The following is a 23,122-nucleotide window of genomic DNA, read 5'->3' on the forward strand; positions in this document are numbered from 1 at the left end:
AGATAATAAAACCGTTCAAAATTTTCGAACGGTTTTTGGTTGTTATATTATTTTTTAACTTATATATTGAAAAGTTATGCTAGATAGTTATTTCGATTTGATTTCCTTCTGGATCACTAATTACGCTCTCATAATAGCCATCTCCAGTGAAACGTGGTCCATTTAATACAGGATATCCAGCTTCTTTTAATGCTTTGGTTAGTTGATTCACATTTTCTTCACTACCAACAGAGAAAGCGATATGGGCATATCCAGTTAGGTTAGAACTAGGTTTATCTTCTATTCCTTTCTTTCGCATAATTTCAAGGCGTGCTCCAGATTCAAAAGTAATAAAATAAGATTCGAAGTGTTTAGCTTTATTGTGATATAAAGAATTTGCCTCTCCATTAAAGTATTGTGTATAGAAAGTGCGCATTGCCTCTAAATCATTTACCCAAATAGCTATATGTTCGATTTTCATTTATTTCACCTGTCCTATTCCTATATAAATTTATATAAGTTAATTAAGTATTGTGGGCTAATAATCAGTGAAGATGAAAAACAACGATTAGAGTTTCACTTTATGAAGTTTGAAATGATATGTCAAGAAATACGGATGACTGCTCAGACCCATCAAGCTAAAATTAAGTGATTTTCAAACGGCAGCACAAATTGCTACGCAAATGGGGATGGCTGCTAATACAGTTCACAGTGGAAAAGGTTTTAGTCACGCAAGTTTACAGCACCACTATTTTTATTTTTTCGAAATAAAATCTTGTCATTTTCCCTATGTCAATTTTATTTGTTGGTTTTTTTGAACATTAAATCAAAAAGAATCATATAAGTGTTTTTGCAAAATCAAAAGGAGCTATCTCATGTGAGAATAACTCCTTTTGAAAGTCATCAAATTATTTTTTGGATTTTGTTAGTTCTTTAGTCCCGCGTGTTCAATAATGCGCTTCATCGCTTGAATTTGCCCCAAATGATTTGCTTCATGCATTAATGTAAGGCCGGCTAATTCTCCAAAGGTTTCCAATCCCATAAATGATTTTTCCAGCGTTTCATTTAACTGTTCAGCAGGAATTTGTTGGAGACGAACTAATTGATCTTTCAACTCTATAATGAGTTTATCTACGGTAGGTACATCTCCCTTCCAATCAGCCGGCTTTGTACCGTTTCCAAATAATTCGATATAATTTGCAGGAAGATGCGTCGTTTTATGTGGAAAGCCGAGCATAAACTGTTCAGTAACCGTTAATACATGGCCGATATGCCATTGGATCGTATTGTTAAAACCGTCTGGCTGTACATTTGTTATTTCCTTCGAAAATGATTCTACGTTTTTAATAAAATAACTTCTTGTCATCGCAAATTGTTTAAATATTAGTTTATTCATACCTTACACCCCTTTCAAATCCCTCTCATTCATTAGCGTATTAAAAATCTGGATAAATTAGAAGTGACATGAGATAAAGATCGATTATATTCTATACGAATCATTCATATCGTGTAAAGCGGAATGACTTTATAAAAGTTATTATTTGTTCATTTGTATATAAGCGCGAATCATAAAATAACTAATATAATCAGGAAGCTGTTCTTTAATAGCTTTCAATCCACCTTCAGCTTGCGTACTTCAGCGATATGAGCAATTATTGTTTATAGATGCTTTCTTGCATTCTTTTGGAATTTTAATGATTTTTAACTTGGTTGATTTACTCATTATAGATTGGCTTATATTTTGTTGGATTACCCCGAGATTTGTTGTTATTCCTAGTACAGAAGGGATGAAGGGATATAAAGATTATAAGATACATCTAAGAGGAGCAATGATTGGTACGTCTTTTCTAATAATAGTTAGTTTATTCATTGCAGCAATTGCTATAAATATTTAGTATGAGGAATATATTATATTTTACTTTACTTTGAGGAGATAAGGATGGACATTTTTATTAGAAAACTAGAAATACATGATTTGAATGGAATTCCTGAAATTGATGATAGTTTTACGGTTGATTCTAAGCTATTCCTTTCATTAGCAGCGATGGATCAACGAATAGAATACACCGTGCAAGAAATACAAAGCTATGAGAAAAATTATTCAGAAGATATATATAAAGAGGATCAAGAGAATGATTTAGATTATAGTGAATATGTTAATAATCCAGATAAGATAATTTATTTGGCGTTTATGAATCACCAAATAATTGGAATGATTATAGTAAAGAGAAACTGGAATGGTTTTGCTTACGTGGAAGATATAAAAGTAGATAAGCAGTTTAGACAACTTGGAGTTGGTAGGAAATTAATTGAGCAGGCAAAGCATTGGGCGCAAGCTTGTGAAATGCCAGGAATCATGCTGGAGACACAGAACAATAATGTTAAAGCATGCAAATTTTATGAAAGTTGTGGCTTTGTTATAGGAGGCTTTGATTTTCTTGTATATAAAGGCATTCATGAGCAAAATGATGAAGTTGCAATATATTGGTATTTGAGATTTAAAGACAGTCCGATATAACCTATAGTGCTTCACGCGAACAAAGAGTGTCTTTAGAGATTTTTATGGCACTCTTTGTTCGTTATTATGCTAAAAAAATTCTAAAGATACAAGGAATAGGTTAGTTCACCGTATGTGAGAATTTCATCATCGGTAAACCCCTGATTAGAATAGAATTTTTGACCCGAATCATTTTCAGGATGCACAGTTAAGCGAATACGATGGCAAGATGGATGAACGATTTTTAAATGGTTAATTAACGCTTTTATTGCCGCGGCTCCAAATCCTTTTCTTTGATGTCCTTTGTCGATAAAAAAATGAAACAGCCAAAAGTCCTTTTGACAATCTAGTTCGTAATGTAGATTAAAGAAACCAACCATTTTCTCGTTATGATAAATTCCAAAAGGTTCAATCATTCTATCATCCGGCCTAATATACGCTTTAGCAAGTGCAATAGCAACAGGTGGTGTAACTTCAGAAACAAACTTTTGTTGTTCAATATTTACAGAAAGCGTGAGAGCCTCTCGCCAGTTGTCAGAAGTTATTTTTTTCAGAGTTACTTGAGACATAAGTTGAAACCTCCAGTTTAAATAGGGAATATGGGAAGAGCTATTGAACAAGCGTATTTTGCCCAGCAGCAATTTTCCATGTTTCTTTTTCTTTAACCATCACATAAACAGCAAGGCTCCCTTGCTCATCTTCTATTATTTTTCCTTCAGAGGTTGTTGGGTATTGTCTAATATGTGCGATAGCTACATCAGAGCGAATAAAGTTAATACTTTCAACTGTATAACAAGCGTATGAGTCCCGAAGAGGTCCTGGTAAAAGAACTTTGTGTGTCTCATTGATTTGCTTCCAACCTGAAAGCCGCTTGCCAAATACATTGACCCATGTGGCATTTAAAGTGAAGTAGCGATCTAATTCATCCGCATCATGTGTATTAAATGCAATTTCCATTTCGGTGATCGTTTGCCGGATTGCATGTATTTCTTCTTGTTGATGTTCTTTTGAATCATAACCTTTAGACATCTTGATTCCTCCTACGTTAGTTTGATATCTACAGATTACTAAAGTAAAGGTTCTATAACATCCAACAATAGTAGTATTTTTTTGTAGTGGAAATTATACGAAGGTATGATAGCAAGACGGTTTTATATACATATATTAAAATTTTTCTCTAAATCATACTCGCTAGCTAATAAGAGGAGTTAATTCAAGGAGTCTAGAATATTATAATGTTATGTATAGAGAGGTGAAATATGTTATTTCAAAAAGGGAGTTTATCGATTAGATATGTTATAGAAGATGATGTGAATACCATTTCAAAATGGTTAACAAATCCAGAAGTTTTACAGTATTACGAAGGCAGAGATAATCCGCAATCTCCAGAGCAAGTTCGTACTCATTTTATTCATGACCCAAAGAGTGCTGAGAAAAGATGTTTAGTAGAACATGCTGAAGAACCGATTGGTTATATACAAATTTACCTGATCGATTCAGAATGGAAAAAGTTATATGGATATAGAGAAAATCAAAATATATGTGGGATGGACCAATTTATTGGGGACACAGCATATTGGAATAAGGGAATCGGTACAGAGCTTGTGAAAGCAGCAATTACATATATCACCGATGAGTTAGGGGCAGAAGCAATTGCGATGGATCCAAGAGTGAGCAATGAACGTGCGATTTGTTGTTATGAAAAGTGTGGATTTCAAAAGATAAAAAGGTTAATAAAACATGAACTTCATGAAGGGAAGCTAGAAGATTGCTGGATGATGGAGTATAGACGATAAAGGTATGTAGTGATTTTAATTTTATTAAAGTTACATATTATTAATATATATAAATCTACATTAAAAAGGGGAGCGATGTGTGATGAAGAAAGCTTTGGTAGTAATAGATGTTCAAGAAGGTATATATACAGCTCTACCCTTTGGATTTAGTATTTAAAGGGGTGTTATTTATTTTTGATGGGTTTTATAAGGATTATAGCAATTTTTCAAGATTAAAAATTGCTTTCCATTTTGTAGATTAATTACAATTATACTACGCCCTCCGCTATGCTTCGGTTGTGACATAATAAGAGGGCGTTAATTATGAATAATAAAATTTAATTAGGTAGGTGTGAATGGTGGTATATAAAGTGGAAGGTTTTAACTTTTCTGAAAAATACGACTGTTGGGATGGGTCTATAAACGTAAATTGTTCCGTTTCGTTTTTTGAACAAAAAAAAATTGAGATAAAGGGGTATTTAGAGAGTAATCAACCTTTAACAAAAGAATCTTATAATACGCTATGTTATTTAAAGGAACACTTTGATATTGTTTATGAAAATATACTAAAGGGTCTATTTGAATTGCAATGTAAAGATTTAATGAGTTACGAGATATATAATGAAAATGATCATTCCTTTAGTCCCATTACTTTTAATAGTATGGAAGAAATCCATCCTTATATAGGAACTCCTACATTTGAGATTTTACCTGACTATACGAAGGATAACTATGCTTACTTTGCAATTTCATTTGATGAAGGTTGCTTGCTATCTATTGAACATGGTCTCATAGCTTTATTTTTTAAAAATGATATGATTCATATTCAGCCTTCTGATTCATATTGTATGCTTCAGATGCTTATGGATTACGAGGAAGATTGTACAAAGTGGCAAAAAGATTTTTGGTTAGTGTGTTATGAACTAGCTAAGAACAATCTATTAAACGATAGAGAATTGGTTAGAGCCAAGTGGTTGAAAAGTAAATAACCCTCTTAGTTTTTAAACAGAAATCTTAAAAACAAAACTGATGATAATTTTTAGCGTTATAAAACCTAGCAGCATAGCGTTATGTTGCTAGGTTTTATTTTCTGTTATTGTTGCTTTGAATAAAGTCACGAAACTTCACCTCTTTCAATTAAAGAATTCTACGAAAGCTTCAAACAAACTTTTTATAAAATGGAATGTTTTTTGGTTAAAGTTGTTGAAGTTCATGCAATTATTCCTGATATCCGAAATATTGAAGGATTATAAAAAAGATCAATCTTTTTTATAAAAGAATAATCCGATTAAATACTATAAGAGCATGTTTTGATTAATCTTTTTTTCAAAACACGCTCTTTTCTTTTGTTCTTCTATTACGGTTAATAGCATTAATTTGATCAAACTTTATTCGAAACCTACAGTTTTAGATTTGGGAGGAAAGAGAAGTGTCATCAGATTTGATTAAAGGGAAATTAGTACATATGTGAGGTCATTTATGAAATGCTGCATTTCGAGAGTTTTTTCTCAATATTCAATTGCAGTTGGCTCTACAGGTAGCTTAGGCTTTCAAGTAATTGTACATATGTCAGTGGATGTAAAAGGGTGGAAGGAAGAATAGTTAGTGTAAAAGAAGGATGTCATTACCAGTATAATGACATCCTTCTTTTTTATTTTTTCTTATCTTTATCTAAGATGTTTTGTTCTTCAGCAAACTCAGTTCCATACGCGAAGCGGCCATTCATATTAATTCGTTCATTATTGAGCCGTTCATGCGTATGAGAAAAACGATGCACAAACACTTCAGATAATGTAAAGACAATAGCGGATATAATACTACCCCATGCAATCTGCATATAATTGTCCAATAAAATATTACCGAAAATCCACACACTTAAATATGTTAACAAAAAGTCAGCCATAATAGCGGCGGAATTGCCAATATGATTCAAAAGGATTTTATCAACAAACATATAAGAAACGATTGTTACAAACAGGCTAAAGGAAATAACATCAACAATTGTTGCATCAAAAAATAAATCAAGTCCGATAGCAAAAGCAATGATACACGATATAAATTTGATAAGCACAATCGTAAAATTGCTCAAATTGCACACCTCCCGTTTTTTATATAGTTTTGGTATAAAACAAGAAGTTCATACATTTCTTATGTATGTACATAGTTGCAAATAAAATTTTTTCATGTTGAACATCTTGTCGAAATATTAAAAAAATAAACAAAAAATGTTATAGTAAAATGAGAGTGTATGACATTTTTAGGTAAGGGGGGATCCAAATGTGGATTACTTCAGAAGTAGAAATTCCAGATGAACTATTTGATAATCTTGAACAAGGAAGGCTTGTATTATTTGTCGGAGCAGGAGTTTCTATGAAAGGGAAATCAAACTTACCAAATTTCGATGATTTAGTTGATGAAATTGCGGAAGCTTTATATGTTGAAAAGCGTGAAAATACAGAACCGCATGATTATTATCTTGGAAAAGTTGCGAAGACGAAAGATGTACATCAAGTTGCACAAGATCTTGTTGATGTGAAAAATTCAAAACCGAATCCATTACACTATGCCATTCCACGGCTTTTTTCAGATGATATTGATGTTCGCATCGTTACTACAAATTTTGATCAGCATTTTACAAGTGTAATTCGGGAAATGAATCCAGATATTAATATATATTACGCACCTGCACTTCCAACAGGTAGAGCGTTTAAAGGTTTAGCATATATACACGGCAATGTAGAACAGGAAAAAGAAAATTTAATATTAACGGATGGCGATTTTGGAAGGGCTTACTTAACAGAGGGTTGGGCAAGAAGATTTTTAGTTGATTTATTTTCAAATTATACGGTGTTATTCATCGGATATAGTCATAATGATCCTGTCATGAAATATTTAGCAACAGGTTTACCACCGAGTACAAAACGTTATGCATTTGTTGCGCAAGGAGATAATACATATCATTGGGAGCATTTAGGAGTAAGGCCCATTGTTTATCCAAATAAGGCGAACAATCATCAGGCACTTGTTCAAGCGGTGAAGCGCTGGGCTGAATTAATGGGAGATAATTATATTACAAAAAGAATGCGGATTCGTGATATCGTGACAGTTCCACCATCAGTTGAACAAGAGCAATTATCATATATAAAACAATCAGTAAAAAAAATTGAAACACTCCGGTATTTTATAGAATTTGCTCGCGATTATGGATGGGTAGAATGGTTAGAGGCAGAAGGCAAAATCCAAAATTTATTTTTGCTTTCCACTATTCATAGTGAAGAGGATGAGTTGTTGGCCGAGTGGCTCGTCAAACAATTTCTTTTTAGCCACCAAAAAGAATTATTTCAGCTTATTTATAAAAATCACTCAAAAATTTCTCCTTTGTTATGGCGAACGATTTGTACGTATTTAAACGAAACAAAAGAGCCAATTGAACCGCTATTATTCGCAAAATGGACATTGCTCTTACTGGAAACAGCAGAAAAAAATAGTAGCTCTATAGAATTGGTTTCATATTTGTTACATAAATGTTCCTTTCCTGATCATAAAGAAATTTTCGTCTTATTGTTGGCGTTTATTTTGGATGGGAAAATTAAATTAAAGCGTGTCAGAAGATGGGAACACGATATGCAAGATTCAATTGAATTAGAGGAGACAAGCCGTTTACCAGTTCCCGTATTTGCATTTGTACAAAGAATCTGGGATGAAAGAATGAAACCGCATATCGCATATTTTGCTGACCCAATTATGGTTATGGGGTTAGAAAAAATCCAAATGTTATTTTTAAGGCAGACTGCACTGCAGAAAAAGGACGGTGTGACATATAATACAGTCGAATTTTCAGAGCATGATTTACAGCCGAAAGATTTTACATTTTTAATTCGTATTGTAAAAGAATGTCTCGCCTATTTATGTGAAAATAATAAGAGAAAGGCAAACTACTATATCGCCCAAATGATAGAAACAGATAGTATAGTACAAAAACGGATTGCAATAGCTGCGATGAGTAAAAATTTATTTGTAACTGACGATGAAAAAATCAAATGGCTACTAGAACAAAAATTACTTTTACATGTTACATATAGGCATGAAGTATTTAAATTTTTAAAGAAGCATTATCCATTTACCTCGGAACAAAGAAAGCAAGAAGTGTTACAAAAGGTTATGAAACACCTTGTTAATGAGAGGGCTTTTGATGTTTGTCTTATTATGGATTTACTTTATACATGTGATCCAAATAGTAATTGTACAGTACAAGCATATAAAAAAATGAAACAAAAACATCCTCATTTTTCCCCAGAACGTTACGGTGAAAAGCGAGTAGAGGATGCTGTACAAAGTATTACATGCAACGTAACGGCCGATGGATTATTGCAGTTGAAAGACCATGAAATGATGAAACAAGTTAGGCTTTTTTCTCATGATGGTATTTTTGAACAGCGTCATTTTTTAGAAATGTTATCAAAAGCATGTAAATTGGATACAGAGTGGAGTATTTCGCTTGCGTATCAATTAGTAGGGGAAAGTAATGTAAGTAATGAAGTATGGTTTGTCTGTATTCGGGCATGGAGAAATAATCGTAAGCTTACAAATCAACAAATACAAAAAATCATTCCACTCCTGCAACGATTTGTAAGAAATACATCTTTTCATTGGTTAATTAGCAGTTTTCTTTATGAAATCAGCAATCGATTAGAAGAATTCCAAGAGAATAGTATACGTGTGGTGAAACGTTTTGCCTTTTCTTTATTTCCTCAAGTAATGAAAGGTGATCCGAATTTTAAGATAGAAGAGCATGATTTTTATAATGAATCTATTCAACATCCTATTGGAAAGATGACGTCAGTATTATTAAAGTTACTAGCATATGACCACTTATATGATCGGAATATTCATGAATACTTGTTTTTATTTGAAGAACAAATGCGAACATTTTCACAGAGTACAAACTTCATGTTTGCACGATTAACAGCAGATATAACATTTTTATATCATATTGAGAAACAATGGTGTAGAAAAAATTTGCTACCTTATCTCGATTTAAAAAAACAAGAAAAATCAATAAAATATGCATGGGCAGGACTTTGCTATACACAAATAAATTTACCGTTATTTACAGAGATAAAGCGACATATTAAATATGCAGTCGAGCATTTATATTTGTTACATCCACATACAAAAGAAGTATTCTTAAAGTGGCTCAGCTTTGTTTTTATTAAATGTGTATTATATTGGGAACAGCGAGCAGATTGGTTATATCCGCTTTTTATACAGGAAACGGAAAATGACAAAATTAAGTTTATGGAACATTTATGTTATTATGTGAAAACATTAAGCGTGAGAGAACAACAAAAATTTTGGGAAGCTTGGTTAGCTGGATTTTTAATTGAACGTCCAAAAATGAGTTCCGTAACTGGTAGGGAATATGTCATGTTTTTACGTTTTGTATTATGTATGGATGAAGTTGCCGAAAAAGGATTACAAACAATTCTTACTCGTTTCTCTCCACCATCAGAACGTTACGATCAAGCGGAAATGAAACAACTATTTTTGTCTATTTTGGAAAAGAAAAATAATATGAAATATCATGTAGAAGCCTATGGTGAGTTGTTTTTTTCGTTATTACAAAACCTTCATGAGGCAAATTCTTTTGAAAATGAAATCATTGAGATTAAACAATTGTTAACAGAGTACCAAGTGGAGAAACATTTGCTAATATCTATTCAAAACGAAATGATTCGTATTGGACTTGTGATGACAAATTTACAAGATTAATAGTGGGTAAAGAGTGGGATTTTAAAAAAATAACTAAAAAGGTGTTGACAGTATTTGAAAAAGCATTCTATAATACGAATCATAACTTATTCAATTTCAAAAACATTTGAATAAACAAAGTGCAATGAAGAGATCACAGTAGTGAGGATCTTACTGTAACAGAGAGCTGATGGTTGGTGTGAATCAGTACAGGGATAATCATGAATTACAGTCTTGGAGCATCTTTTTCGTAGTAAAGATTTGTTTTCTTTATGAAGGAAAGGCGGTCAAATGATCGTTAACAGTGAAGAGAGGTAGACGAAATAAGTCTACAACTAGGGTGGTACCGCGATAAATATCGTCCCTACTGATTGGATCAGTAGGGACTTTTTGTATTTTTGTGGCCCAACTTGAAAATGGAATATAACATGCGGTGAAAGGAAAAGAAGTAGTAGTTGTTTCCCTGTAACAGAGAGCTGGTGGTTGGTGTGAACCAGTACAAAGACAAGTGCGAATTACAGTCCTGGAGCATCTTTTTCGTAGTAAAGATAATTGTCTTTATGAAGGGAAAGACGGTCGAATGATCGTTAACAGTGAAGAGAGGTAGACGAAATAAGTCTGCAACTAGGGTGGTACCGCGATAAATATCGTCCCTACTGAGTAGATCAGTAGGGATTTTTTGTACACATAAAAGGCGGAATCGATCTCATAATAAGTTTTTGTGGAGTTTCAATTCAGAAAATAGGGAATTTTTATTCTCTTCACATAGTTTTAAACATTAAAAGGAGGATTTTAAAATGGCAAATCATGAGTTAGAACAATTACGTAAACAGGTGGATAAAATCAATTTACAGTTACTAGAGCTTTTAAATGAACGAGGTAAAATTGTTCAGAAGATTGGGGAACAAAAACAAGTGCAAGGTACGAAACGTTTTGACCCAGTTCGTGAGCGTGAAGTACTGGATATGATCGCAGAACATAATGAAGGGCCATTCGAAACTTCAACAGTTCAACACATTTTCAAAACGATTTTCAAAGCGAGCTTAGAATTGCAAGAAGATGACAACCGTAAAGCATTACTTGTTTCACGTAAAAAGAAAAAAGAAAATACAATTGTTGATGTAAAAGGTGAATTATTAGGAAATGGAACACAAACATTCATCATGGGTCCTTGTGCGGTAGAAAGTTTAGAGCAAGTTCGCCAAGTGGGGCAAGCGATGAAAGCACAAGGATTAAAATTAATGCGCGGCGGTGCTTTCAAACCGAGAACGTCACCATACGACTTCCAAGGATTAGGGGTTGAAGGCTTACAAATTTTACGCCAAGTAGCTGATGAATTCGATTTAGCGATTATCAGTGAGATTTTAAATCCAAATGATGTAGAAATGGCTCTTGATTACGTTGATGTCATTCAAGTTGGGGCACGAAACATGCAAAACTTCGATTTATTAAGAGCTGTGGGTAAAGTAAATAAACCTGTATTATTAAAACGTGGTTTAGCAGCGACAATTGATGAATTCATTAATGCAGCTGAATACATCATCGCACAAGGAAATGATCAAATTATACTATGTGAGCGCGGTATCCGCACATACGAAAGAGCGACACGTAACACATTAGACATTTCAGCAGTACCGATTTTAAAGAAAGAAACACACTTACCTGTTGTTGTGGACGTAACGCATTCTACAGGACGTAGAGATTTATTATTACCTACTGCAAAAGCAGCACTAGCAATTGGAGCAGATGCAGTCATGGCAGAAGTACATCCAGACCCAGCAGTTGCATTATCTGATTCTGCACAGCAAATGGATATTCCAGAGTTCCATAAATTCATGGAAGAGTTAAAAGGATTTAAAAATAAATTATCTTAATTTCATATTGAATATGCGTAGAAAGGGAAACAGTAGTGCTTATCTCCCTGTTTATAGAGAGCTGATGGCCGGTGAGAATCAGTACAAAGATAAGCATGAATTACAGCCCTAGAGCATCTTTTTCGTAGTAAAGATCATATCTTTATGAAGGGAAAGACGGTCTCATAGATCGTTAACAATGATAAGAGGTAGACAAAAAAATAGTCTACAATTAGGGTGGTACCGCGATATGAATCGTCCCTACTGAGCGCTCAGTAGGGACTTTTTTGTACAAAAAAATAATAAAGGGGTAAGAGAAATGAGATATATTACAGCTGGAGAATCACATGGTCCGCAGTTAACTGTTATTTTAGAAGGTGTACCTGCAGGATTATCGTTACAAGCAGAACATATTAATAAGGAATTATTAAGAAGACAAAAAGGGCATGGTCGTGGGAGACGCATGCAAATTGAAACGGATACAGTAGAGATTGTAAGTGGTGTGCGCCACGGAATAACACTTGGTTCACCAATTACATTAATCGTAAAAAATGATGATTTCAAACATTGGACGAAAGTAATGGGGGCTGAACCTATTTCGGAGCAAGAAAGTAAAGAAATGAAACGTACAATTACAAAACCACGTCCAGGACATGCTGATTTAAATGGTGCAATTAAATATGGTCACCGTGATATACGAAATGTTTTGGAACGTTCTTCTGCAAGGGAGACAACTGTAAGAGTAGCTGCTGGTGCAGTTGCAAAACAAATTTTAAAAGAATTAGGTGTGCAAATTGCAGGACATGTTCTTGAGATTGGCGGGATACAAGCAAATCGTGTAGGCCGACTACTAATAGAAGAAATTCAAACAATTACAGAAAATTCACCTGTGCGTTGCCTAGATAAAGAGGTAGAGCAAAAGATGATGGATGCTATCGATACTGCAAAAAGCAGTGGGGATTCAATAGGTGGAATTGTAGAAGTAATTGCAGAAGGGATGCCAATTGGTGTTGGTAGCTACGTACATTATGATCGTAAATTAGATGCAAAACTCGCGGGAGCAATTATGAGTATTAATGCTTTTAAAGGCGCTGAAATTGGGATTGGATTTGAGGCGGCAAGGCAGCCAGGAAGCTTAGTACACGATGAAATCCTATGGGATGAAGAAAAAGGCTATACAAGAAAAACAAATCATGCAGGTGGATTAGAAGGTGGTATGACTACAGGAATGCCAATTGTAGTAAGAGGTGTAATGAAGCCGATTCCTACATTATATAAGCCACTTGCGAGTGTAGATATTGATACGAAAGAAACATTCCAAGCAAGTATTGAACGATCTGATAGTTGTGCAGTACCAGCTGCAAGTGTTGTTGCAGAAGCTGTGGTTGCATGGGAGCTTGCGGACGCATTAGTTGAACAATTCGGAAAAGACCGCATGGAATTAATCAAGCAAAATATTACGCAGCATAACAAATATGCAAAAGAATTTTAAAAAGGATGGATGCCAGATGAAGGTAAAAGAGCAATTATCATCATTACAGCCATATAAACCAGGTAAATCAGCGCAGCAAATGAAAGAGATATATGGGGATCATTCATTTGTAAAATTAGCATCAAATGAAAATCCATTCGGTTGTTCACCACGTGTTATAGAAGAGTTGCAAAAAGCATGGCATGAACATGCCTTATATCCAGATGGAGGAGCTGTAGAACTTCGCCAAACAATTGCAGAAAAACTACAAGTTCAAAAGGAACAAATTATATGTGGAAGCGGACTTGATGAAGTCATTCAAATTATAAGCCGTGCGGTACTTTGTAAGGGAGATAATGTAGTAACAGCAGGAGAAACTTTCCCGCAATATCGTCATCATGCAGTTATTGAAGGGTGCGAAGTGAAAGAAGTAGCTTTAAATAACGGTGTATATGACTTAGACGAAATTTCTTCAGCGGTTGATAACAATACAAAAATCGTTTGGATTTGTAATCCGAACAATCCGACAGGCACATATGTAAATGAGCGAAAATTGACTCAATTCATTGAGGGAATTAGTAAAAATACGTTAATTGTCATTGATGAAGCGTACTATGAATACGTAACAGCAAAAGATTTCCCAGAGACATTACCGCTTCTAGAAAAACATAAAAACATTCTTATACTAAGAACGTTTTCTAAAGCATACGGATTAGCATCATTCCGTGTTGGGTATTCGATTGGACATGAAGAGTTAATCGAGAAATTAAATGTTGTACGTTTGCCGTTTAACGTATCTTCATTGGCACAAAATGCAGCAACGATTGCCTTAAGCGATGAGTCATTTATTGAAAAGATGGTACGTGTTAATACAGAGGGGCTGCAACAATACGAAAGTTTTTGTAAGAGAAATGAAATTCCATTCTATCCGTCGCAAACAAACTTCATCTTCTTGCCGGTAGATGGTGCTGGAGAAATTTATGAAGCTTGCGCGCACGCAGGGTTTATTATTCGTCCGTTTCCAAATGGTGTCCGTATTACAATCGGAACAAGGGAACAAAATGAAGGAGTGATTTCAGTGTTAAAACAACACTTTGAAAATAAAAAACATAAGTCTCGAGATGAGGCCAATGTGTAAAAAGGTAGTATTAATTGGAACAGGATTAATAGGAGGCTCTCTCGCATTAGCAATTAAGAAAGAGCACGATGTAACGATAACAGGTTATGATTTATTTAAAGAGCAGGTAGAGCGTGCGAAAGAATTACATGTAGTAGATGAAGTAGCAATAGATTTACAGCGTGCATGTGAAGAGGCAAATTTAATTATTTTTGCCTCTCCAGTTGAAGAAACGAAGAAGTTATTACACAAACTAGCGTCATTTCGTTTACGGGATGATGTAATAGTGACCGATGTTGGAAGTACAAAAGGAACAATTATGAATGAAGCGGAAGCTTTATTTTCAAAGAAAGTTTCTTTTATTGGCGGACATCCGATGGCAGGGTCTCATAAAACTGGTGTTGAAAGTGCAAAGGCGCATTTATTTGAAAATGCATTTTACATTTTAACACCGATGAATCATGTGCCAAATGATCAAGTGGAAGAGCTAAAAGTATGGTTGAAAGGAACAGGATCACATTTTCTCGTCTTAAATACAGAAGAACACGATTATGTAACAGGAATCGTTAGTCATTTTCCGCATCTTATTGCGGCAGGTTTAGTAAAACAAGTCGAGAAACATGCAGGAGATAATCCACTCATTCATCAACTAGCTGCCGGTGGATTTAAAGATATTACACGTATCGCATCTAGCAGTCCGAAAATGTGGAGTGACATTGTAAAGCAAAATCGTGAGCATTTAATGGTATTATTAAAAGAGTGGATCTCTGAAATGGAAGAGTTATATAAGACGGTTTCTATAGGAGATGCAGGCGAAATACAAAACTACTTTGCAGATGCGAAAGAATATCGTGATTCTTTACCAGTGAGAAAAAGAGGAGCTATTCCCGCCTATCACGACTTCTACGTCGATGTTTTAGATAAAGTAGGGGCATTAGCTCATATTACGAGTATTCTTGCGCGCGAAGAAATTAGTATTACGAACTTGCAAATATTAGAAGCGCGTGAAGGATTGCTTGGGGTATTACGTATTAGCTTCCAAAGAGAAGAAGATCGTATGAAAGCAAAACTAGCACTTGGAAAAGAAGAATACCAAACATATGAAACAATTTAAATGAGAAGGTGAAAATGTGAAAGAAAGAACAATACAACCTGTTAATAACGGATTGAATGGAACCATTACAATTCCTGGTGATAAATCCATTTCACACCGCGCTGTTATGTTCGGCGCAATTGCAGAGGGAAGAACAACAATTAAAGGCTTTCTACCTGGTGCAGACTGTTTAAGTACTATTTCTTGTTTTAAAGAAATGGGAGTAGACATTATGCAAAACGGTGATGAAGTTATTGTAATCGGAAAAGGAATTGAAGGTTTACAAGAACCAAAAGCTGTATTAGATGTTGGTAATTCTGGAACTACGATACGATTAATATCAGGAATATTGGCAAACACGCCATTCTTTTCTTGCGTACAAGGTGATGCTTCTATCGCAAAAAGACCGATGAAACGCGTAACCAATCCATTAAAGCAAATGGGCGCAAACATTGATGGCCGAGAAGACGGGACGTACACACCGCTAACAATAAGAGGTGGAGCATTAAAAGCAATCCAATACACTTCCCCAGTTGCAAGCGCACAAGTAAAGTCAGCTATTTTACTTGCAGGTCTTCGTGCAGAAGGTGTAACAGCTGTTACAGAACCGCACATTTCACGCGATCATACGGAAAGAATGCTTGAGGCGTTTGGTGTTACAGTAACTCGTGAAGGGAAAACTGTAAAACTAGCAGGTGGCCAGAAATTAACTGGAATAGACGTTCAAGTTCCAGGTGACGTATCATCAGCGGCATTTTTCTTAGTAGCAGGAGCCATTCTTCCAAATAGTAAAATACAACTACAAAATGTAGGAATGAATCCGACTCGTACAGGTATTATAGATGTTTTAGAGAGAATGGGTGCTACGTTCACTATAGAACCAATTAACGAAGGAGCATCAGAACCAGCTGCAAACATTACTATTGAAACATCTTCACTAAAAGGAATCGAAATTGGCGGGGATATTATTCCAAGATTAATCGATGAAATTCCGATTATCGCATTAGCGGCAACGCAAGCTGAAGGAATTACGGTTATTAAAGATGCACGTGAGCTAAAAGTGAAAGAAACGAATCGTATTGACACAGTTGTTGCTGAACTAACGAAACTAGGAGCTCGTATTGAAGCAACAGATGACGGAATGATTATTTACGGTAAATCAACTTTAAAAGGCAATACAGTACATAGTTACGGTGATCACCGCATTGGAATGATGCTTGCAATCGCCGGCTGTATAGCTGAAGGAAAAACAACGATTCAAGATGCAGAAGCAGTAGGTGTATCGTATCCTACATTCTTTCAGGAATTGAGCAAACTACAAACCGAATTGGAAAAAGCATAAAGTGAAACTTTATATGGTATACAGGGGACATGATAAAAGTAATTAGTAAGTACAGCTTTTTGTTTTATGGTAAATCTTTATTTGGAAGATAGTGTGTTATATCAAGATATAATAATTATAGAAAGGTCGATGTATATTCCATCGACCTTTCTGATTTTTTAGATAGGATTTTATCCGCATGAGTACGAATGTAATAAAGGGAATAGGAGGAGAAAGTCATGAAAGTAATTGAATTAGCAGAGCGACAATATAGAGAAGCGATTGCTTTATCTGAATATGCCTTTCAATATAAGGTACCGGAAGATCAAATTGAAAAGCGTCTTACATTAATGAAAAAACACCATCAACTATTTGGAATTTTGGAAGGAGATCAACTCGCAGCAAAACTGCACCTTCTTCCATTCGAAATAAATATTGGTGATGAAATGTTTAAAATGGGTGGAATTGCAGGAGTAGCGACATACCCAGAGTATAGACGGAGTGGGCATGTAAAAGAATTACTGAAGTATGTGCTACAAAAAATGAAACAAGATGGATTTAGTGTATCAATGTTACATCCATTTGCAGTTTCATTCTATAGAAAGTATGGATGGGAACTATTTGCCAATCGTTTCATATGTTCCATGACGAAGAGTGATTTAGTGATGCAGAAGCATGTGAAAGGGAATGTGAGACGTTTTAATAAAGATTCACATCCAAAAGAAATAGAAGCAGTATATGAGCAATTTGCAAAGCGATTCGCTGGTATGCTAGTTCGAAGTACGGATTGGTGGACGCAAGCAGTTTACCATGATTTGACGGCAGCGGTCTATTACAATGAAAAAGATGAAGCTACTGGTTATATGCTGTACAAAATAAATGATTCAAAAATGACAGTGGAAGAATTTGTACCGCTAAATAATGAAGCTCGAAATGGACTTTGGAATTTTATTTGCCAACATGATTCTATGATAAAAGAGCTTAAGATGATACTAAGTGAAACAGAGCCATTACTTTATACTTTACAAGAGCCTCGAGTGAAGGCTGAAATTACTCCTTATTTTATGGCTCGGATTGTAGACGTGGAAAAGTTTTTAAATCAATATTCATTTGTTTGGGCTAATCAACAAAACGAAGTTATTTTGCATATTTCAGACTCATTTGCCTCATGGAATAATGTGACGGTTAAATTACAAAGTAAAGAAGTAGTAATTATTAATAAAGAAGAAACCGAAAAACAAAATAGTAGCGGAATCCATTTAAATATAAATGATTTATCAGCAATGTTATTCGGATATAAGCGTCCATTAGAGTTATACGAAATGGACCATATTTTAGGGAGTGAGGAAGAAGTAAAAACACTTGAACATTTGATTCCATTACATAAGCCGTTTATTTATGATTTCTTTTAAAATTTCAAATAAAAAGCACGATTTGAAAAGTGCTTTTTATTTTGTTGAAATAGAAAGATGATTAGATATACCTTTAGATGTCTAAGTATGTTATAGTAAGTGAAGTATGTATATAAAAGTATCGAAATTGGAGGAAACACATGATTACAGTTAGTAACGTAGGATTGCGCTTTGCGGACAGAAAATTATTTGATGATGTTAACATAAAATTCACACCAGGTAACTGCTACGGTTTAATCGGAGCAAACGGTGCTGGTAAATCAACATTTCTAAAGATTTTATCTGGAGAAATTGATCCATCAACAGGTGATGTAAACATCACGCCAGGTGAGCGTTTAGCAGTATTAAAACAGAACCACTTCGAATACGAAGAGTTTCCTGTATTAGAAACAGTAATTATGGGTCACACACGTCTTTACAAAGTAATGCAAGAAAAAAATGCAATTTACATGAAAGAAGATTTCAGTGATGAAGACGGTATGCGTGCTGCAGAACTGGAAGGTGAATTTGCTGAGCTAAACGGTTGGGAAGCTGAATCTGAAGCTGCAATTCTTTTAAAAGGCCTAGGCATTGGAGAAGACGTTCATGACAAAAAATTGTCAGAGTTAACAGGGGCAGAGAAAGTAAAAGTATTACTTGCTCAAGCATTATTCGGTCAACCTGACATTCTATTATTAGATGAGCCTACCAACCACTTAGACTTAAAAGCGATTCAATGGTTAGAGAACTTCTTAATGAACTTTGAAAATACAGTTATCGTTGTATCCCATGACCGTCACTTCTTAAATAAAGTATGTACGCACATGGCGGATCTTGATTTCGGTAAAATTCAATTGTATGTTGGTAACTATGACTTCTGGTATGAATCAAGCCAATTAGCATTAAAACTAACACAAGATGCAAATAAGAAAAAAGAAGAGAAAGTAAAAGAGTTACAAAACTTCATTGCACGCTTTAGTTCAAACGCATCTAAAGCGAAGCAAGCGACTTCTCGTAAAAAATTATTAGATAAAATTACATTAGATGATATTAAACCATCATCACGCCGTTATCCATTCGTTGGCTTCACACCAGAGCGTGAAGTAGGAAATGACTTATTAACTGTAGAAGGTCTTTCAAAAACGATTGATGGAGAAAAAGTGTTAGATAATGTGTACTTCACATTATCTAAAGGTGATAAAGTTGCATTTATCGGACGCAATGATATTGCGATGACAACATTATTTAAAATTCTTATGGGTGAAATGGAGCCAGATAGCGGTTCATTTAAGTGGGGCGTTACAACATCTCAAGCTTACTTCCCAAGAGATAACTCTAAGTACTTCGAGAACAGTGAATATAACTTAGTTGAATGGTTACGTCAGTTCTCTCCGCAAGATGAAACAGAAAGTTTCTTGCGTGGCTTCTTAGGTCGTATGCTATTCTCTGGTGAAGAAGTAAAGAAAAATGTTTCTGTATTGTCAGGTGGAGAAAAAGTTCGTTGTATGCTTTCTAAAATGATGTTAAGCGGAGCAAACGTATTAACACTTGATGATCCAACGAACCATTTAGACCTTGAGTCTATCACAGCATTAAACAACGGTTTAATCGCATTTAAAGGAACATTACTATTTACATCTCATGACCATCAGTTCGTACAAACAATTGCAAATCGTATTATCGAAGTGACGCCAAACGGTGTAATCGATAAAGAAGCAACATACGATGAGTTCTTAGAAAATGTAGAACTTCAAAAGCAAGTAGATGCAATGTATCAGGGGAAATAATCTGTAAAACAAAACCCTCGCACTTAGAATAGAGCGAGGGTTTTGTTTTTTTACTATAGGTACATCAATTAAAAAACCGACATAAAACCCCTTTTTTTAGGTGGGGGAGAGCTTCTGGCCATGCATAGAAGCGGTCAGGGCCTTTTTCTGCCACATGCGAAGTAAAAACAGAAAGAGCAAACGAGTGTAAGTTACTTTTTATTCTGCATAGCAGGTATTTGTATATATAAATGTGTATAATTTTTTCAATATTCATGGAATTTTATTGAAAAGAAGTTACATATAATGAAAAATTACATGTCTTTCCAAACGGAACCGGTCTGTTCAGATTAAATATATTCTTTTCGTATCACAAAGCTAATGTTAAATGAACAGGAGAAATAATAGAATTAAATGTTGTTTATAGAAGTTAATAATAAAAAATATGTATGTGAATTATAATTTTTTACATATAAAGGACGCAGTAAGAAGAAATTTTCTCAGAATGAATAAATTAGCAGCAATAAATCCAATTGGTAATTTTGGAAATAAGAATGTTTGCGGAGTGAAGAATAAAAGTTTATAGTGGGGAGTGTCCTAATAACCGGACGGATTTTTAGAAAGTTAGATAGAAATAAAAAATGTTACAAATGCATTTTATTAAATATATATCTAGGTCAACATATTTAATAAGAAATAGTTGAATAAATACAACCTTAAACTTATAATTACTAATATTCTTCATAAGGTTAAAGAAAAGTGAGGGTTGTTTTGGGAAAGTAAATTCAAAACAGAGGTAGACTTATAAAAAATAAACCTTGGATGATTAAAAGAGGTGGAGAGATGAAACAATTATTATTAAAGAGCAAACGTGTGTTAAGTAATCATTTTGGGTTCTTTATTTTTGCAGTTGTTTTATTCTGGTTAAAAACATATGCAGCATATGTTACAGAATTCGACTTAGGAATATCGAACACAATCCAAAAATTCTTGCTATTTTTTAACCCGCTAAGCTCAGCTGTCCTATTTTTAGGACTTGCATTATTTGCAAAAGGGAAACGATCTTATATTTGGTTAATTATTATTAATTTGTTACTGTCAATTATCTTATACTCAAACGTAGTATATTATCGCTTTTTCAGCGATTTTATTACGTTCCCGACATTAACACAAACGAATAACTTTGGAGATTTAGGTGGTAGTATTTTAGCGTTATTACATCTATATGATCCATTATATTTCTTAGACACAATTATCTTGCTTGTGTTGGTAATAACAAAATTCGCTAATCCAAAACCAATTCGTGTTGCAAAATATAAATTGTCACTTGTATTTATTATGGGGATTTTGATTTTTAGCATCAACTTAGGTTTAGCAGAATCTGATCGTCCTGAATTACTAACAAGAACGTTTGACCGCAACTACATTGTGAAATACTTAGGTGCGTACAACTATACAATTTATGATGGCATCCAAAGTATGAAAGCATCGACAGAACGTGCTTTAGCGGATGGAGATAGCATGACAGGTGTAAGAAACTATATTACATCGAACTATGCAAGCCCTAACCCAGAGTATTTTGGTAAGGGGAAAGGTATGAACGTTATCTATATTCATTTAGAGTCGTTCCAAAACTTTTTAATTAATTACAAGTTGAACGGACAAGAAGTTACACCATTCTTAAATTCATTTACACAAGATGCAAATACACTGTATTTTGATAACTTCTTCCATCAAACAGGACAAGGTAAAACATCTGATGCGGAGTTTATGTTAGAGAACTCACTATTCGGTTTACCACAAGGGTCTGTATTTACAAACAAAGCTCATAATACGTATCAAGCAGCACCAGCTATTTTAGGACAGCAGGGCTATACATCTGCGGTGTTCCATGGTAACTATAAAACATTCTGGAATCGTGATGATATTTATAAATCATTTGGATTTAATAAATTCTTTGATGCATCATATTATGATATGAATGAAAAAGATGTTGTAAACTATGGTCTGAAAGATAAACCATTCTTTAATGAGTCTATTCCAATGTTACAAACATTAAAACAACCGTTCTATGCGAAGTTTATTACGTTATCAAATCACTTCCCTTATCCAATTAATAAGGATGAAGCGACAATTGAACCAGCAAAAACTGGTGATTCATCTGTAGATACGTATTTCCAAACAGCACGTTATTTAGATGAATCTGTAAAAAGCTTTATGGATTACTTGAAGCAATCTGGTTTATATGACAATTCGATCATTGTGATGTATGGAGACCATTATGGTATTTCAGATAATCATAATGCAGCGATGTCACAAATCATGGGTAAAGAAATTAATTCATTTGAAAATGCACAATTACAACGTGTACCTTTAATCATTCATGTTCCAGGAATGAAGGGCGGAGTTCAACACCAATATGGCGGAGAAATCGATGTTCTTCCAACGCTGTTACATTTACTAGGTACCGATACAAAGAATTATATCCAATTTGGTACAGATTTATTATCACCAGAGCATCAGCAAGTTGTTCCTTTCCGTAATGGTAACTATGTAAGTCCGACCGTTACTGCGCTTAATGGAAAGTATTATGACACAACCACTGGAAAACCAGTAGAAGCAACGGATGAAATCAAACAAAATGAAAAAATGGTTCAACAGAAACTTAAATTTTCTGATGAAGTTGTAAACGGAGATTTATTACGATTCTACACACCAGAAGGATTTACACCAGTAGATCGTTCGAAATATAACTATAATCATCGTGATATAAATAAGACGAAAGTAAAAACTACGCAAGAAGGTTAAACGTAATAAAATAAATCAACGTTAGCCTCCTTATAAGGATAAATATCCTTGTAAGGAGGCTTTTTTATTTTGGAGACATTTGATAATTTCACATACCGCATTGATAAAGTATAATAAATGTATGAAAAGAGTACAATTATTGCACACTACAGAAACGATAATTTGGAGTTAATTTTATGGGGGATACAAGATACTATATTAGTAGAAAGTGATTGGAACAATCTAATTTTGCAAAGTTAGTATCTATACTTGTAAAATTAATAACTTCTATTTTCTAAACAAATAAAAATAAAAAAAGAC

Annotated in this window: 18 protein-coding genes, 1 pseudogene and 3 other annotated features; of the genes and pseudogenes, 14 read left to right on the forward strand and 5 right to left on the reverse strand. The window is 34.3% G+C overall.

Annotation, left to right across the window (positions count from 1 at the left end):
- Positions 1-79 precede the first annotated feature (79 nt).
- Both BPMYX0001_RS12315 and BPMYX0001_RS12320 read right to left on the reverse strand, forming a co-directional pair.
- A complete protein-coding gene (locus BPMYX0001_RS12315; protein ID WP_006095153.1) occupies positions 80-460 on the reverse strand; it encodes a VOC family protein in 381 nt (126 codons plus the stop codon).
- 444 nt (positions 461-904) lie between these two features.
- Positions 905-1,375, reverse strand: coding sequence for a DinB family protein (locus BPMYX0001_RS12320; RefSeq protein ID WP_006095154.1), 471 nt, complete (start codon positions 1,373-1,375; stop codon positions 905-907).
- Between the two features lie 256 nt (positions 1,376-1,631).
- On the opposite strand from BPMYX0001_RS12320, the pseudogene BPMYX0001_RS12325 reads away from it, so the two are divergent.
- A pseudogene (locus BPMYX0001_RS12325) lies at positions 1,632-1,874 on the forward strand (nitroreductase); the annotation flags it as partial.
- Between the two features lie 44 nt (positions 1,875-1,918).
- Positions 1,919-2,497, forward strand: a complete 579-nt coding sequence (locus tag BPMYX0001_RS12330) for a GNAT family N-acetyltransferase (RefSeq protein ID WP_006095156.1) — start codon at positions 1,919-1,921, stop codon at positions 2,495-2,497.
- 80 nt (positions 2,498-2,577) lie between these two features.
- On the opposite strand, the gene BPMYX0001_RS12335 is transcribed toward BPMYX0001_RS12330, so the two are convergent.
- Together BPMYX0001_RS12335 and BPMYX0001_RS12340 are read right to left on the reverse strand one after the other, a co-directional pair.
- Entirely contained in the window at positions 2,578-3,045 is a 468-nt protein-coding gene (locus BPMYX0001_RS12335) for a GNAT family N-acetyltransferase (protein ID WP_003198414.1), read from the reverse strand.
- 40 nt (positions 3,046-3,085) lie between these two features.
- Positions 3,086-3,505 (reverse strand): SgcJ/EcaC family oxidoreductase, encoded by a 420-nt coding sequence (locus tag BPMYX0001_RS12340; protein ID WP_006095157.1) that lies wholly within the window; start codon positions 3,503-3,505, stop codon positions 3,086-3,088.
- Between the two features lie 230 nt (positions 3,506-3,735).
- Between BPMYX0001_RS12340 and BPMYX0001_RS12345 the strand changes: the two genes are divergently transcribed.
- The 3 genes from BPMYX0001_RS12345 to BPMYX0001_RS12355 all read left to right on the forward strand — a co-directional run bounded on the left by BPMYX0001_RS12345 (position 3,736) and on the right by BPMYX0001_RS12355 (position 5,853).
- Positions 3,736-4,272 carry a GNAT family N-acetyltransferase gene (locus BPMYX0001_RS12345; protein WP_006095158.1) on the forward strand — a complete coding sequence of 179 codons (537 nt, stop codon included), beginning with the start codon at positions 3,736-3,738 and terminating at the stop codon, positions 4,270-4,272.
- Between the two features lie 350 nt (positions 4,273-4,622).
- Positions 4,623-5,240, forward strand: coding sequence for a DUF6985 domain-containing protein (locus tag BPMYX0001_RS12350; RefSeq protein ID WP_240516982.1), 618 nt, complete (start codon positions 4,623-4,625; stop codon positions 5,238-5,240).
- Between the two features lie 490 nt (positions 5,241-5,730).
- Complete coding sequence (locus BPMYX0001_RS12355) at positions 5,731-5,853, forward strand: hypothetical protein (RefSeq protein WP_003198421.1); 123 nt, start codon at positions 5,731-5,733, stop codon at positions 5,851-5,853.
- 49 nt (positions 5,854-5,902) lie between these two features.
- Here BPMYX0001_RS12355 and BPMYX0001_RS12360 read toward each other — a convergent pair whose 3' ends face one another.
- A complete protein-coding gene (locus BPMYX0001_RS12360) occupies positions 5,903-6,340 on the reverse strand; it encodes a YndM family protein (RefSeq protein ID WP_033798943.1) in 438 nt (145 codons plus the stop codon).
- A gap of 188 nt (positions 6,341-6,528) precedes the next feature.
- On the opposite strand from BPMYX0001_RS12360, the gene BPMYX0001_RS12365 reads away from it, so the two are divergent.
- The 9 genes from BPMYX0001_RS12365 to ltaS all read left to right on the forward strand — a co-directional run bounded on the left by BPMYX0001_RS12365 (position 6,529) and on the right by ltaS (position 22,822).
- Positions 6,529-10,023, forward strand: coding sequence for a DUF4020 domain-containing protein (locus BPMYX0001_RS12365; RefSeq protein ID WP_006095161.1), 3,495 nt, complete (start codon positions 6,529-6,531; stop codon positions 10,021-10,023).
- Positions 10,024-10,138: 115 nt separating this feature from the next.
- Positions 10,139-10,371: a binding site (T-box leader), on the forward strand.
- Between the two features lie 55 nt (positions 10,372-10,426).
- Positions 10,427-10,660 (forward strand) — a binding site (T-box leader).
- 139 nt (positions 10,661-10,799) lie between these two features.
- On the forward strand, positions 10,800-11,876 hold the full coding sequence (locus BPMYX0001_RS12370) for a bifunctional 3-deoxy-7-phosphoheptulonate synthase/chorismate mutase (protein WP_003198427.1): 1,077 nt from the start codon (positions 10,800-10,802) through the stop codon (positions 11,874-11,876).
- A 9-nt stretch (positions 11,877-11,885) separates the two neighbouring features.
- Positions 11,886-12,121 (forward strand) — a binding site (T-box leader).
- 53 nt (positions 12,122-12,174) lie between these two features.
- Positions 12,175-13,347 (forward strand): chorismate synthase, encoded by a 1,173-nt coding sequence (aroC, locus tag BPMYX0001_RS12375; protein WP_003198429.1) that lies wholly within the window; start codon positions 12,175-12,177, stop codon positions 13,345-13,347.
- A 16-nt stretch (positions 13,348-13,363) separates the two neighbouring features.
- A complete protein-coding gene (gene hisC / locus BPMYX0001_RS12380) occupies positions 13,364-14,464 on the forward strand; it encodes a histidinol-phosphate transaminase (RefSeq protein WP_006095162.1) in 1,101 nt (366 codons plus the stop codon).
- A complete protein-coding gene (gene tyrA / locus BPMYX0001_RS12385; protein WP_033798944.1) occupies positions 14,457-15,557 on the forward strand; it encodes a prephenate dehydrogenase in 1,101 nt (366 codons plus the stop codon). Before hisC ends, tyrA begins: the two co-directional genes overlap by 8 nt.
- A gap of 16 nt (positions 15,558-15,573) precedes the next feature.
- Entirely contained in the window at positions 15,574-16,878 is a 1,305-nt protein-coding gene (aroA, locus tag BPMYX0001_RS12390) for a 3-phosphoshikimate 1-carboxyvinyltransferase (RefSeq protein ID WP_006095164.1), read from the forward strand.
- Positions 16,879-17,096: 218 nt separating this feature from the next.
- Complete coding sequence (locus tag BPMYX0001_RS12395; RefSeq protein WP_006095165.1) at positions 17,097-18,269, forward strand: GNAT family N-acetyltransferase; 1,173 nt, start codon at positions 17,097-17,099, stop codon at positions 18,267-18,269.
- Positions 18,270-18,409: 140 nt separating this feature from the next.
- Positions 18,410-20,035: an ABC-F family ATP-binding cassette domain-containing protein gene (locus tag BPMYX0001_RS12400; RefSeq protein ID WP_006095166.1), complete on the forward strand. Its 1,626-nt coding sequence runs from the start codon at positions 18,410-18,412 to the stop codon at positions 20,033-20,035.
- Positions 20,036-20,857: 822 nt separating this feature from the next.
- Positions 20,858-22,822 (forward strand): lipoteichoic acid synthase, encoded by a 1,965-nt coding sequence (ltaS, locus tag BPMYX0001_RS12405; protein ID WP_033798945.1) that lies wholly within the window; start codon positions 20,858-20,860, stop codon positions 22,820-22,822.
- Positions 22,823-23,122 lie beyond the last annotated feature (300 nt).

The sequence above is a fragment of the Bacillus pseudomycoides DSM 12442 genome (assembly GCF_000161455.1).
Taxonomy (GTDB): Bacteria; Bacillota; Bacilli; order Bacillales; family Bacillaceae_G; genus Bacillus_A; species Bacillus_A pseudomycoides.